We start from the raw sequence: 13943 nt of genomic DNA, 5'->3' as shown, positions 1-13943 counted from the left end.
TATTACCTACTCAGCCGCACTGACTGGTTTCACGATTTGGCCCGGAACTAAGCGATGTAAACCACTGGCGATGACCTGTTCACCGTCTTCAATCGCCCCACTCACATACGCTTGTTGATTGTTGGCAAACAACACCTGAACACTTCTACGTTCAACCTTATTGTCTTCACCAATCACAAAGATGTTCCACACACCGCGCAATCCATCAATCAAACCCGTTAATGGCACCCAGTAACCTGAGTCATCAATCTGCTCATCAAATTTAAGGTAGGCAAGTTGCCCTTCCAATACCGATGATTGTTCAGGGAATAGGTAACGCAAACCGACACTGCGAGATTGGGTGTCGACCATTGCGCCGGGATTCAATAGCTCCACGGCATAATCTGTTCTCCCAACTCGGATGTTAGGCGAAGAAAGTGAGGTGACTTTTTGCATTTGGTGAGCAGGAATACCGATGAAGGCCTCTTTGCCCTCAGAAGCGAGCAGTGTAAGAGTTGGATTACCCACATTCACCACATCTCCGAGCGAAACAAAGCGCGTCGCGATGGTTCCAGAATAAGGCGCAAGCACTGTCGACTTCACCAATTTCAGTTCATTGCCTTTTACCGATGCATCGATGCGCAACAAGTTCGCCTGCAATACGCGTTGCTCACTGGTGAGAGAATCAATCTCCGCTTCGGCACTGAAGCCTTTCGCTTTCAATGAACGTTGACGTTTAAGGTTCGCTGCCACCAAACTCAATTGAGCTTTGACTTCTTCAGCCTGCGCTTTCAGTTGGCTAGACTCGGTTTCCAAAAGTTGAGTATCCAATCGGATCAATGGCTGACCCGTTGTGACTGTGTCACCGACATCCACCAGAATCTCATTGACCTTACCCGCCAATTCAAAACCCAAATTCGCCTGCTGCCCGGCCTTTACCACACCGACATATTCACGCTGTACCGCATACGATGGAGAGCGTTCCAAAGCGACAGTTTCTACTGTTAAGACTGTCGACGCTGCACTACTCGATTCCACTGCAGCATTATCTGCATCGGATGCTGTCTCGGCTTGTGTATTTTCACCACACCCGACAAGAAGAGTCGACAACGCCACTGCTACTGCGCTTCCCTTCATCAATTTATACATACTTCCTGTTCCTATGCGGTACTCAATTATGTTCTTTTTTTAGACTAACCAAACCAAACTAGACTGTCTAGTTTGATTATGTTAAAAATAAGTTTCATGGTTAGTGTTTGATAAAACCATCACAAAAAGCATAATGCTTAGCGCCAAATGAGACACCTATAGCGGAGTATCAATAGGCACTAAGCAAAGAGACAAGCTAGGTAACGACCCAACACCAAGTAACGAGAAGCAAGCACGTGACAAAAATCATCAAGAGTGAACAGAAGAGATCGCAGATCTTAACCGCAGCCAGCCAACTTTTCTCTGAACATGGCTTCAAGATCAATATGGATCAAATAGCCAAAGCAGCGAACGTTTCCAAGCAAACGGTCTACTCTCACTTTAAAAACAAAGACGAGCTTTTCGAAACCTGCATGCAAACTAAGTGTGCCGAGCGCGAACTCAGCCCTTCTGCTTTTGATATGAATGCCACTTTGGAAGACGAATTGGTGAAGTTTGGTGTGAAGTTTCAAGATTTGTTACTTGATGAGCAGTCCAGACAGACCTTTCAAAATGCTGTGAGCCAATCCAACACGCACCCAGAGATCGCCTCTATCTATTTAGAAACTGGGCCTCAGAAAACCACCAAATTACTTGCTGATTATTTGCAGTCGAAAATAGACTCTGGTGATCTCACACTGTCGACATCAAGCTCACCAGTCATTGCAGCACGCCAACTGTTGCTGATGTTTCACGGCAAATCGGCGTATTGGTCATTCTTCGGTCACGATAGCGGAGAATCCGAAGAAGAAAGGCTTCACTACACTCGCGAATGTGTCGCGCTATTCTTGAACGGCAACCAGCCTCGTTAATTGTAGCTCTATCTTTGAATAAAAAAGGCACAGAGAAATTCATCCTCTGTGCCTTATCAATCATCAGTCACTCTCAGCAATAACAGCGATCGGTTTATTGGGTATGTTCCACAACGATCAGCTCATCGGTATTGAAGCCACGCTCTTTCGACATGGCTTTAAACTTCTCCATCACTTCTAGTGCGACTTCAGGCGTTCTTGCGAGTAGCCATAAGTAATCAGTGTCGGGCCCAGAAACAAACGCGTATTGGTAGCCCTCTTTGTCTAATTCAAACACGACATAAGCGCCGTAGAAAGGGCCAAAGAAAGACACTTTCAAATAGCCTTGTTCAGAGCCCTCAACGAAGTACGCTTTTCCTTCCGCTTCGTTCCACTCACCTTCTTCCGCCGAATAACCACGGTTAATCACCTTCACGCCGCCATCATCACGAAGGCTGTATTCAGCGCTGATGTTGTCTAAGCCACGCTCAAACGAGTGATCCAAACGAGCCACTTCGTACCATTTCCCTAGGTATCGTTCCAACTCAAACTGTTGAACAGGCTTTACCGTTTCGGGCATGCCAACACAACCACCCAATAAGATCACGCTAAGCAGCAATAATATTTTTTTCATCCTAACCTCGACTTGTTTTTATTAGTAATGCGAGTAAGTCTCTTGAAAACATAAACTTACATCCTTGGTAATACGTTAAATCCATTTTTATAGCTCACTTAACTGTAATTTATTCAGAACCTTATGTGAATTGTTTAGTCTGCGAATGGATTCGCAATCCTTTATTGACGAGCTGTATTCCCACAACCACCTCAAAAGGCACTGGAATTACATTCAAACAAGAGAGCAACCAAGGACACTTTATTATTAAAAATTCACGATATGATTCTCGCCACTCGCTTTCTATACTTACTAAACCGTGGAACATGGAAGACATAATAATGAATAACAAGCTCACTCTGCCACGTACTGCATGGATAGCATTACTCACAAGCTTATCGGCCGTAGCGCCGGTGCTTGCACAAGCCAACACTATTGTTCAAACACAAACACCAGTTCAAGCGCAAACATCTGTTCATAACCAAAGTGCTGACCAGATCTTTATCAATGCTGATATATACGGGCATCGTGAGTCGGACTCGATCGTTACCCACAAAGGCAAGATCATCTTCATTGGTAACCAATCACAGGCGCAGACTTTTCAAGGGCAAAGCACTGATGTCATTGATTTAGACAATGCCTTTGTCCTTCCGGGATTTATTGATAACCATAACCATGTGTTTGAAGCCGCCTCAGAGCTGGGTGGCAATTGTGAACTCGACTCTGAAGCAACGTTAGAAGAGCAAATCCCCTACTTAGAAGCGTGTAAGATCAATGCTGATACCGATGGCAGAGGTTGGCTTATGGGCTATGGTTTTTCTTTGGAAGCGACGCTCGATAGCGACTCTGACTACACGCCACTAGAGATCATCGACAGTGTCTTCCCTAATCGCCCCGTGGTGCTTATGGAGCAGACTTCACACTCGATGTGGGTCAACTCAAAAGCACTAAAAATCGCTCGAATCAGCCAACAATCTCCAGACCCACAAGGCGGTGTTTATTTAAAAGACCAAGACAGCAGCAAGCTCAATGGCATCTTGCTAGACAATGCTGGCGATCAAGTGATGGAGATGGCTTGGAATAGCCAAAGTGAACTGTTTGAGCAAAGCTACCAAGGCTTAATGTTCGGGCTTGAGGAAGCGGCAACCCACGGCATCACCACCATTGGCGACGGTCGCATGTATTGGAAACGAGGTTGGTATGACGTTTGGCTAGAGGCCGAGCAAAATCAAGACTTAACGGCGCGAGTATCGCTACGCCCTTGGGTGTACCCATCGATGGTGATGTCTTCTCAATTAGAAGTCTTTGAGAAAATGCATTCCGACGATAAAAGCCATCTGTTACTTGTCGATCAGGTGAAAATGTACAGTGATGGCATCTTTATCAATGGCACCGCCAAAACACTCGCGCCCTACTTAGATACTTATCTACCCCAGTCTCCTAATGGCTTGAACTATATTCCGCCAGAACAAATGAAAGAATGGTTAACTGCGCTCGAGAAAATCGGCTTTAGCGCCCACATTCATGCGATTGGTGATGGAGCGGTTCGTGAATCTCTTGATGCGATAGAAAGTATTCGCAAACAAGGTTCAACCAAACCCTACACCCTAACCCATGTCGAATTAATCAATGATGAAGATGTGCCACGCTTTCGCCAGTTAGATGTAACTGCAGATTTCCAAGTTGGCTCTGATTACGTTGCAAGGCATCAACACCAATGGGCTGAAGCTTTCCTAGGTGCTCGCCGTGCTAAAGCCATGATGAACCTCGATGCAATACTCAAGACCGACGCGAATATCACCTTAAGCAGTGACTGGAACGTACACGACATCAACCCTTTAGTCGGCATCGCGAACAGCTTAATCATGGGCCAAACCGGCCTAACCGATATCTACACAGCCATCGACGCTTACACGCTCAATGCCGCCAAAAGTCTTGGAATTGAAAATGTAACAGGTTCTATTGAGGTAGGAAAATCCGCTGACTTCGCCATTCTCGACCGCGACATCACCACAGTATCAGCAAGACAAATCGCTAAGACTCAAGTGTTGATGACGGTGTTACGCGGGGATGTGGTTTACGAAAAATAAAGCCAATTCGCGTATCGAATTGGTTATCGCAACTCAAACGAAAACGAAAACGAGCCAGCTTATTCAGCTGGCTCGTCAGTTATTCACATCTGTATTTTAGTTCTGTTACGCGTTGGTCTCTTTTAGTGCTTTCTCTGTTGAATCTTGTTTGTCATCAAGTGCAAAGTAGATCTTCGATACAATCACTTCAGCAACCAGAATCGTAAATACCACCGCGAAGAAAGCAACCACGCCGCCCCAAGGTCCTGTAAAACTCACCTTATCTCCGAACAGAAGGTTAATCGCTTCTAGCATCACGAACTTTGAGCCCACCAAGATAATGTAAGTGGTGATTGCTCGGTACACCTTAGGTGCAGTGCCAGGCTTGCTTTTAAAGTGCTCGGCAATCTTGTGCTCTAAACCAATAGAGAGCTTCAATAATAGCTGCAGCAACAATGCCGCAATCAAAGAGATAGTGAAAGACTCAATGTTAACGAAGTCCCAGTACTCATCGAAGAAGTTAAGCACTACTAAGTCCACCAGCACGGCTAACGTGTAACCTACGAATAGACGTTGTGGTGTGTTGAACCCGTAAACTTTGTCTGATTTAGTCATTCTGTCTCTCTCTAATCTAATTTGATAAGTCGCCTTGATTTGAAATACATCTTAGCGTTCGAATCGAAGCAAAACTTACCATTTCATGACATCGCCAACATTCATTCCTCAAATTAATGATTCGACAAAAATCCCCTTTGCCTCTCTTATAGCAATAGCAAAAACACGCCCAATTCATCACTGTCACCAAATGGCCATTCTTCAAATGCTGCGCCCCATAAGATGACTCCATCAGCGACACACACTCATTTCCAAAAGGTGCAGATTATGAAAAAACTAATCACTAACGCGAACGTATTTAACGGTGTTGATAACAACTTAATCGAGAACGTATCAATCCTCATCGAAGATAACTTGATCACTCAGATTGGAGAGATTGACCCAACGATTGCCGATGAAACGATTGATGCTCAAGGTGGCACGGTCATGTCAGGCCTGATTGATGCGCACGTTCATATCACTTTATCTGCACCATTCAATGTCATTGATACCATGACGCATGAAGAAGTGGCGATTCGCTCAGCAAAGATTTCTGAAGAGATGTTAATGCGTGGCTTTACCACCATTCGTGATGTAGCAGGTAACACGCTTGGCCTTAAAAACCAGTATCGACAACGGCTATGCCACTGGCCCACGTATTCTGCCTTCAATGGCAGCTATCTCACAAACCTGTGGTCACTCCGATTACCGTCAAAACCAAGCACAAGAGCGTTTAGCAAACGGCCATGAAGACTCACCTATGAGGAAGCTTGGCGCAATGAAAGTGGCAGATGGTCGTTCAGAAGTCTTAAAAGCGGTTCGCGAACAGCTATTTATGGGCGCATCCCAAATCAAGATCATGGCGGGTGGTGGCGCATCTTCAACCTTCGACCCGCTAGACACATTGCAATTTACATCAGACGAGATGAAAGCCGCAGTTGAGGCCGCTTCCGATTACGGCACTTATGTCGCTGCGCACATCCACACCTCTGATGCGATGCGCCGAGCAGCTGAAGCGGGCGTGATGTCTTTCGAACACGCGACCATCATGGACGACGACATTGCCGAGATCATTAAAGAGAAAGGCATTTGGGTGATTCCTTCTTACTTTACCTCTTCATTGATTGCAGAGCGTAAGATCCCACTACCAAACGAAGAGACATACCGCAAAACAGAACGCGTAGGTAAAGCCATGTTCAAGTCGGCAGTACTGATTAAGAAATACGATATCCAAAACATCGCCTTTGGTACCGACTGTGTGGGTGAAACCAACGTTCATGCGACACAATTAAATGAACTTGGTGCGATTGAGCAAGTATTCGATACCATCACCGCGCTTCGCATGGCGACATCAAACTGTGGACGTTTGTTCGAGATGTCGACTTATCAACACCCGTACCAAGAAGGCAAGTTAGGTCAGATCGTTGAAGGCGTGTATGCCGACTTATTGATCATCGATGGCAACCCACTGGAAAGTGTTGCTTGTGTGGCAAACACAGAGACACAAAAACTGATCATGAAAGACGGCAAGGTATATAAAAACACGCTTTAGTGTTCAATATACTCACTAAGTAATGAAACCTCTCAGGCAAGCAAGCGAACTTTATAGTCGTTTGCTTGCCTTTTTATTAAGCGCTGTTTTATTGCTACTATTAAACTCAGGTTATTGATTTATGGATAAATCGGGGTGGGATAAGGATGAAATTAGAATGAAGCTATTACTTACTGCACGCTTAATCAGCACAGTGCTATTACTCAGTTCACTGCTGTCAGGGTGCGGTAACTTTAGAAATCTATCTAATGAGATACAAGCCATCGACTCCATAACCAATCAATACATGGTTACCTTGAATCAACATGCCTCCGGTTCTGCCGTGGTGATTGAACAAATCAAAGACATTAACAAAGGCGAGGTTGATGGCTACGATGGCATCATAGACAGTGACAGTATTCACTTACATGTATCGAATAACAACCACTACCTACTTATCTTTGAAGATAAGAATCAAGACCTTACCCTACAAGCCGATGAAGCTTTCAGTGTAATCAACCTACGTGATCACCAAGACAGATCAACAATAGAAGTCTCACTAACGGTTAATGAGAGTGAAGCCCCAAGAGCGTTTGTTGATCGTTCACTATCTTCACTGTTAAAAATCGAATTGGATTTGATCGACATAGGCACAGTCGTGAGCTTGGAAGCTCCACCTTTTGACAGAAAAAATGGCAAACTCGGCATGTGGCAGCCGCTGACCTTTTTGCTCGAAGATAACGCTGGGCTCTACTTTCTGTCAGAGTTCGACCCAAACAAAATCCCGATCTTGTTTGTGCATGGCATCAACGCCACTGCGTTAGATTTTGCCCCACTGATTGAAAAAGTCGACCAATCTAAATATCAGATCTGGGTCTTTAACTATCCTTCAGGCTTGTCTCGGCTTTGAACTCCAAAGGCCTGAATAACCTCATGCACACGGTGTTAACGGAATACAAAATCCAACAATTACATGTTGTGGCACATAGTATGGGCGGGCTTGTCGCCACCAACAGTCTTCGCCAGTGCCGTATTGGGCAGCTATGCGATTTTGTAAGCAGCGTAGCCACCATATCTTCGCCGTTTGGTGGTGTCGAGTCTGCTAAACAAGGGGTCGAGTACTCTCCCGTAGTAATGCCGGCATGGGTTGATTTAAATCCAGACGGGAAATTTATCGCTGACTTATTAATTGACAGCAGTAAGATTCACATTCCCCACTTTTTAGCCTTTGGTTATAACTCGGGCGACCTATTTAATACCAACAGCAACGATGGTGTGATCAATTTATCAAGCCAATTGTCGCGCCCAGCCCAACTCCACGCGTCACAAATCCTCGGCTACAACGAAACCCATTTGAGCATCTTAGATAACGATGACCTTTTTGAAGACCTGTCCGAGTTTTGGCTAAGAGCTGAAGAAGCACATTGATTTATGATTCGGTGCACTAGGCGGCGTAGGTAAATCAGATATTAAAATTGGAACGCTTAGGCATTCCAATCTTTTGGGTGAAGCGTAATGTTTTTCTGAATTGAGAGCATTGATATCCTGTGCGTTCGGGCTGATTTCGAACACCCACCCCCTCTAACTCCCCCTCCAATTAAGTTTATCCCCCCTCTAGATTGACGACCGAGGGGGAGAACCTTCTTTAGCGCTGAATGTGTAACTGCACATGTAACGATCTGTATTCAGTTCCTCCCCTTTCTACGAACCACAATGGATTGTAGATACTGATTAAGGGGAGGCTAGGAGGGGATTTTTAGTAGGACTAACACGGATTTGCCCCAAAATCACTTAGATTGAATACTCTACATCGTTTAGGATGCGAACATTTTCCCTACTAAAAGTCATCCATCCTTATGAACTTTAGTTGTGAACAATTGCTATGTATCACATCAACCATTTAGTCACTTTATCTTCACGGGCTGGGGGTAAAATCACAACAAACTGTATGATATCTTTTATATTATTTAAAGGTACAGGGAAAGTGACATGACTGAAGAGATAGTCAGCTTGATACCTCACACTCCTATATAAAGGGTGTAATCCATCAAAACTCGAACTTAAAGTTAACTGAAACGAAAACAAGGCTCTAATTGAACCTTGTTAAAAAATTGGATGAGTCTATGAGTTAACGACGGAGACCATCTTCAAATCGCTTGCGATAATTGTTTATCACGGTGATTAACGACTTTTTAATATCAACAATTTGTTTGGAATGTGGACACCAAAGCGCGAAGCCAAACTTGAAGCCCTCTAGCATCTCATCGGCTTCAACTGGCTCAATAGCATGATTGGCAAACTCAGTATTAGCAAAGGTTTTAGGCAGTAACGCCCAACCCAACCCCGCTTCGACCATCTTTATCACTAGGGCAAGTTGATCGATTGCTTCATTGTCTGAGCTGTAAATAATCTTCTCTGACATACCTTCTTCAATAAAAGATCGTAAGACAAATTGTTTGCTGTTTTTCAGAGCCACCAAGACTGCACTTTTCTCCAACCTAGATAGATCTCCACCTTTTTGAACAAAAGGGAGAAATTCGAAATGCCCAAGGAAAGTAGCATCAAAGCTATACATCGCCTGACGGTCATGCACATTGACGATACCAAAATGGTATTCGCCACTATCTATGCCTCTTTTGATGTCCTGTTTATTCCTAACAAAAAAGTTCACGCGCATTAGCGGAAAATCGCGAAGAAATTGCTGGCGGATTTCAACCAAAGCGCGATGAGGAATCACACTAGAATAAGCGATGTTGACGCTTTCTAATCCACCATAAGAGAGGCTTAGCGCCAATTTATCGAAAGTACGCGCTTGCTCGATGGTTAATTTAGCATTGTGATAAAGAAGGTGACCATCTTCAGTTGGCTCTACCGAACGCCCCACTCGTTCAAACAAACTGACCGCTAGTTGGTCTTCAAGGTTGGTAATCACCTGCCCTATCGTAGTTCGGTGCTTATTGAGTTTGACCGCGGCTTTGCTAAACGAGAGTTGTTCATAAACGGTCACGAACGCGAGAAGTTGTTCAAAACTAAAATTCATAGGTTTCGCTTCCTTTCTAGAGTGATTTACTTAAAATATGATAACTGATCTGCACCAGTGATACTGGACACTCGACTAAGCGAGTTGCCCTACTTCTGTTAATTCATGACTTACTAAATTAGATAAAACGCAACTCGGAAATGTCCAGAGGCTTCATAGACCTGAGGTTTGACTCGTGTGATCACGGAGCTAGACATTTGGTACTAAACTGACGGATTGCACTTTGCCTACTGGCAACTAGGAAGGAATTCTTCCTGGTTCAACTCATTCCTGCCCCATTCTTAGCCTTGCAGTTTATACTTATCTTGGTTGATGCTGTTTTTCTAAACTAAAGTAATGTTATTGCTCACTGAGACCAAACATAACTCTCCATTGAAATGGAGTGATGCAAGATTGGACTTTCCAACACCGTAAGATTATCAGCGTCATCTTTTGCTCCCATAGCAATAACTAACGGCAAATAATGCTCAGAGGTAGGGTGTGACTTCGTATAGTGAACAGACTTAACGTGAGGCTGTTTTGCCTCCGCTAAATTGCCTTCAAGAGCGATTTTCCGTGCCCAATTTTGGAATTTGTTTGCATAATCTGCGACGGGCTCGTGACTCATTCGAATGTCATATAAATTGTGCGTCAGGCTACCTGAGCAGATAACCGCAATATTCTGCTTACGCAATTGTTTCAAGGTATTACCGAGCTTTTCTAGTTCATCTGGTGACAGATCAACATTCAGCGACAATTGCACTATTGGCTTGTCTGCATTTGGGCGCAAGTGACACGGCGGTACCCAAACACCGTGATCCCAGCCTCGGTAATTGTCCGCCTTGGTTTCGAAACCATTGTTGTTTAATAAGTCGATGACTTTATTACCAACAATGTGTGAGCCCACAGCAGGATAGTTCAACTCGTACAATTCAGGTGGAAAGCCACCAAAGTCGTGAATGGTTTCTGGTTGGTCGTTGGTGATAACGACATTACCGCGGGCAACCCAATGTGGTGATATCACTAATATAGCTTCCACATCATCAAATTTAGCTACTTGATGGGTTAAATTATCGGTCGCCTGTTGTTGAGCCACGATGCTTGCGCCTAACGCAAACATCGGAGAACCGTGACCGACGAACATCAGAGGTGCTAGTTTCATACTCCCTCCGGTAAATATTTAAACCAATCCAAGTACGGCCCCTGAGGAATTATGCCAGATGGATTTAGCGCAGTTACCGAGTAATAGCCCGCTTTAATATGATCGACACGAGTGTTTTTCGCAAAGGCTTCGATTTGTAATAAGCGGTCCAAATACGCTGACAACGCAGGGTAGTCAGAGATGGCTTTGATGTTAGTTTTAAATAGGCCATGGTAGGCCACATCAAATCGGATCAAGGTAACGAATAACCGAATGTCGCTTTCGGTTAGTTGGTTGCCAACGGCAAAATCGTTATTCGCAAAATGTGTTTCCAGTTCTTCTAAGCGAGCGAAAATATCAACCATGGCTTCGTCGTAAGCTTTCTGGCTGGAAGCGAATCCTGCGCGATACACGCCATTGTTTAAGCTGTCGTAGATACTGCCATTAAACTCTTCAATTTGTGACTGCAACTCAGTCGGGTACAAATTGATGTTTGAATTATGAATCGGTCGTAAGTCTTCGTTCAAAATATGAAGAATATCAGCAGACTCGTTGTTGATGATTTTGTTATCACCACAATCCCAAAGTACAGGCACAGTCGCTCGACCAGTGTATTGGTCATCAGTCATCGTATAGAGATGGAGAGCGTATTGCACTCCCTCAATGCCACTCTCTGTAGAGCCTACCGTTGAATCAGATTCACCCCCAAATTGCCAACCGAAATCTGTTAGTACTGGGTCTAAGATTTTTACGTCAATTACATCTTCTAAGTTAAACAACGAGCGAGCAATTAATGTGCGTGTTGCCCAAGGACAAATGTAAGCAGCATAGAGTCGCAAACCTTTATCGACTGCTGACTGTACATCGTCAATGCGATTTGTAAATGCGCTGCTTTGGCGGATGAAGCGGCCTTCACTGTCTTTCTCTTGAACGGGATCCCACTTGCGTTCCCACTTACCATTTACCAACATAATCTTTCCTTTTTTCGAAGAGCCCCCTGCGAGCGTACGCCATGGGCGTCTGTTGTTTGTCTAATTTGTTTCGAGTCCAATAGCTTTTATTAAGCGGTTTTGGTTGCACCAAGTAAGCGGTTATCAATGGCAAACTTTCCGCCACCTTGAATGGCTAGCGCTAAAGTGGCAGCGAATAACGCCAAAGCAAACTCGTAACCGTTATTGCTGATAAATAAGCCATGGCTGATGTGAACGCTGAAGATTGCCACTAACATGGCAAATGCATTGACTAGTGCTGCTGGGCGAGTCAAAAGGCCAAATATCAAGGCTAAACCTCCGAAGAATTCTGCACTGCCAGCCATCAATGCCATTAGGTAACCGGGTGCTAGCCCAATGCTTGCCATCCATTGGCCAGTGCCTTCAAGTCCATAGCCACCAAACCAGCCAAACAGCTTTTGCGCACCATGTGCAGCCAAAATGATTCCTACCGGAACTCTCAGTACTAGTGCCGCAAAGCCAGCATTGGATTGAATTACTTTGTTAAAAATGTGCTTGTTCATGGTATTTCCCTCAGAGTTGATTTATTCAAGTAAGTCTTAACTTGGGAATAAGATTAATCCTTCTCCTTTAGATGATAAATGGCATTATCATTGAATGATTTCCAATGTATTGTTGGTAATTGACTTATTAAAAGGATTTGTTTAATGGATAGGATTGACACCATGAAGGCGTTTCTCACGGTCTCTAGAGAAGGCAGTTTTACCAAGGCAGCAGAGAAACTGGGAACGTCAAATCAGTTGGTCAGTAAGTACGTATCTCATTTTGAGGAACAACTCGGGGTACGCCTGCTGAACCGCACGACGAGAAAAGTACACCTTACAGAAGCGGGCGAGCGATGTGTGCAACACGTTCAGCACATTTTGGAAAGTATTCAAGACATGGAAGGGAGCATGGGGCAGTTAAAGAATGAGGCGCAAGGTTTACTGCGTATCAGTGCTCCGGTGACTTTTGCTACCAAGCATCTCGCTTCACTTATTCGGGATTTTAAGCAGCTCAATCCGGCTGTGGGTATCGATTTGCAACTCAACGATCGGAAAGTCGATGTGGTTGAGGAGGGCTTTGATTTAGCGTTACGGATCGGGCAATTAAAAAGCTCATCCTTAATTGCAAAGCGTGTTGCTCCGGTTCGGTTGGTTATGTGTGCTTCCCCAGACTATCTTGAACGGCATGGAACGCCAGAGCATCCGGAACAGCTTATTCCAGAGCATCTGCTAAGCTACAGCTACATGGATTACAGTCAATCCGAGTCCCCACTTATGAATGCGCTGAAGCGCTCGTCAAAAGAGGAGAGTTCCGGTATTTCCTGCAACAACGGCGATATCCTCGTTGAGTCCGCTATAGCGGGAGAGGGCTATGTTTTTCAACCCACCTTTATCGTGTCTGACGCAGTAAAGAAGGGCCAACTTAACGTTATTCTAAAAGAGTTTGAGCCAGAACCCATGGCGCTATATGCGGTGTATCCGCACCGTAAGCTGATTGCGACTAAGTTGAGTGTTTTTATCGAGTTTCTCAGTAACTATTATGGTGATTTACCGTATTGGGATGATGTTTTTTAAGACTTGAACGGCTCCTGTAGTAGCTAAGTGAACTTGGCCACGTAGCTAGAGATTTGCAATACCTGAGTTAATCCTTTAAATGCTAATTTAGCAGAATCACTGACTCATAAATGTTCAAAAGTTTGTTCGAGGAAGCTGTAATATGTGTGCTGTACTAATACCTTGCCAACTAACGAAGAATTCGTGATCGCCCAGCAGTCGGTTGAACTGCTGTAATTTTTTCAAAAACAGATAGTTAAAAGCGAGCTTAGTGCTCGCTTTTTTGATCTTATATGTTGGATAGACCATCGCAAAGCACGCGAATGCCGAGCACTCATCGCTCCCTACATTGACTGCTGCAATTCACTTTTTAGCTCCAAACTAGTGAGGTTAGTGTTGGCTTGTTTATGCCCAGACTTTTCTAAGCGCGATCATTGCTTGCCCCATTTCATATATGGAATCCACGTATT

Annotated in this window: 10 protein-coding genes and 2 pseudogenes; 5 read left to right on the top strand and 7 right to left on the bottom strand. The window is 44.4% G+C overall.

The annotated features are described in order from the left end of the window. Positions 1–6: 6 nt before the first annotated feature. Complete coding sequence (locus AB4493_RS08950; protein ID WP_372110962.1) at positions 7–1128, bottom strand: efflux RND transporter periplasmic adaptor subunit; 1122 nt, start codon at positions 1126–1128, stop codon at positions 7–9. A gap of 236 nt (positions 1129–1364) precedes the next feature. Here AB4493_RS08950 and AB4493_RS08945 point away from each other — a divergent pair, with 236 nt between their 5' ends. Then, on the top strand, positions 1365–1979 hold the full coding sequence (locus tag AB4493_RS08945) for a TetR/AcrR family transcriptional regulator (protein ID WP_102393158.1): 615 nt from the start codon (positions 1365–1367) through the stop codon (positions 1977–1979). Positions 1980–2073: 94 nt separating this feature from the next. Here the strand turns inward: AB4493_RS08945 and AB4493_RS08940 are convergent, their stop codons facing one another. Continuing rightward, complete coding sequence (locus AB4493_RS08940) at positions 2074–2592, bottom strand: lipocalin family protein (RefSeq protein WP_372154890.1); 519 nt, start codon at positions 2590–2592, stop codon at positions 2074–2076. Between the two features lie 320 nt (positions 2593–2912). On the opposite strand from AB4493_RS08940, the gene AB4493_RS08935 reads away from it, so the two are divergent. Further along, positions 2913–4661 carry an amidohydrolase gene (locus tag AB4493_RS08935; protein WP_372154889.1) on the top strand — a complete coding sequence of 583 codons (1749 nt, stop codon included), beginning with the start codon at positions 2913–2915 and terminating at the stop codon, positions 4659–4661. Positions 4662–4766: 105 nt separating this feature from the next. On the opposite strand, the gene AB4493_RS08930 is transcribed toward AB4493_RS08935, so the two are convergent. Beyond that, positions 4767–5255, bottom strand: coding sequence for a hypothetical protein (locus AB4493_RS08930; RefSeq protein ID WP_372132330.1), 489 nt, complete (start codon positions 5253–5255; stop codon positions 4767–4769). Between the two features lie 267 nt (positions 5256–5522). Here AB4493_RS08930 and AB4493_RS08925 point away from each other — a divergent pair. After that, a pseudogene (locus tag AB4493_RS08925) lies at positions 5523–6786 on the top strand (amidohydrolase family protein). A 157-nt stretch (positions 6787–6943) separates the two neighbouring features. After that, positions 6944–8193: pseudogene (locus AB4493_RS08920) on the top strand (lipase family alpha/beta hydrolase). A gap of 700 nt (positions 8194–8893) precedes the next feature. Here the strand turns inward: AB4493_RS08920 and AB4493_RS08915 are convergent. The 4 genes from AB4493_RS08915 to AB4493_RS08900 form a co-directional block, all read right to left on the bottom strand. After that, positions 8894–9805: a LysR family transcriptional regulator gene (locus AB4493_RS08915; RefSeq protein ID WP_017069525.1), complete on the bottom strand. Its 912-nt coding sequence runs from the start codon at positions 9803–9805 to the stop codon at positions 8894–8896. Positions 9806–10151: 346 nt separating this feature from the next. Continuing rightward, positions 10152–10946, bottom strand: coding sequence for a class III extradiol ring-cleavage dioxygenase (locus AB4493_RS08910; RefSeq protein ID WP_372154888.1), 795 nt, complete (start codon positions 10944–10946; stop codon positions 10152–10154). Further along, entirely contained in the window at positions 10943–11896 is a 954-nt protein-coding gene (locus tag AB4493_RS08905; protein ID WP_372124125.1) for a glutathione S-transferase family protein, read from the bottom strand. Before AB4493_RS08905 ends, AB4493_RS08910 begins: the two co-directional genes overlap by 4 nt. A gap of 89 nt (positions 11897–11985) precedes the next feature. Beyond that, complete coding sequence (locus AB4493_RS08900; RefSeq protein ID WP_017037256.1) at positions 11986–12438, bottom strand: DoxX family protein; 453 nt, start codon at positions 12436–12438, stop codon at positions 11986–11988. A 144-nt stretch (positions 12439–12582) separates the two neighbouring features. On the opposite strand from AB4493_RS08900, the gene AB4493_RS08895 reads away from it, so the two are divergent. Further along, a complete protein-coding gene (locus tag AB4493_RS08895; protein ID WP_372154887.1) occupies positions 12583–13494 on the top strand; it encodes a LysR family transcriptional regulator in 912 nt (303 codons plus the stop codon). Positions 13495–13943: the final 449 nt, after the last annotated feature.

The sequence above is a fragment of the Vibrio sp. 10N.222.55.A1 genome, from assembly GCF_041473835.1.
Classification (GTDB): Bacteria; Pseudomonadota; Gammaproteobacteria; order Enterobacterales; family Vibrionaceae; genus Vibrio; species Vibrio crassostreae_C.
Note: the sequence above shows the minus strand (reverse complement) of the source record. Positions and strands in the feature narration are given on the sequence as shown.

Bases quoted from the DNA above. Each gene is read 5' to 3' on its own strand.
- AB4493_RS08950 (WP_372110962.1), bottom strand. From the start codon at position 1,128: ATGTATAAATTGATGAAGGGAAGCGCAGTAGCAGTGGCGTTGTCGACT.
- AB4493_RS08940 (WP_372154890.1), bottom strand. From the start codon at position 2,592: ATGAAAAAAATATTATTGCTGCTTAGCGTGATCTTATTGGGTGGTTGT.
- AB4493_RS08935 (WP_372154889.1), top strand. From the start codon at position 2,913: ATGAATAACAAGCTCACTCTGCCACGTACTGCATGGATAGCATTACTC.
- AB4493_RS08930 (WP_372132330.1), bottom strand. From the start codon at position 5,255: ATGACTAAATCAGACAAAGTTTACGGGTTCAACACACCACAACGTCTA.
- AB4493_RS08915 (WP_017069525.1), bottom strand. From the start codon at position 9,805: ATGAATTTTAGTTTTGAACAACTTCTCGCGTTCGTGACCGTTTATGAA.
- AB4493_RS08910 (WP_372154888.1), bottom strand. From the start codon at position 10,946: ATGAAACTAGCACCTCTGATGTTCGTCGGTCACGGTTCTCCGATGTTT.
- AB4493_RS08905 (WP_372124125.1), bottom strand. From the start codon at position 11,896: ATGTTGGTAAATGGTAAGTGGGAACGCAAGTGGGATCCCGTTCAAGAG.
- AB4493_RS08900 (WP_017037256.1), bottom strand. From the start codon at position 12,438: ATGAACAAGCACATTTTTAACAAAGTAATTCAATCCAATGCTGGCTTT.
- AB4493_RS08895 (WP_372154887.1), top strand. From the start codon at position 12,583: ATGGATAGGATTGACACCATGAAGGCGTTTCTCACGGTCTCTAGAGAA.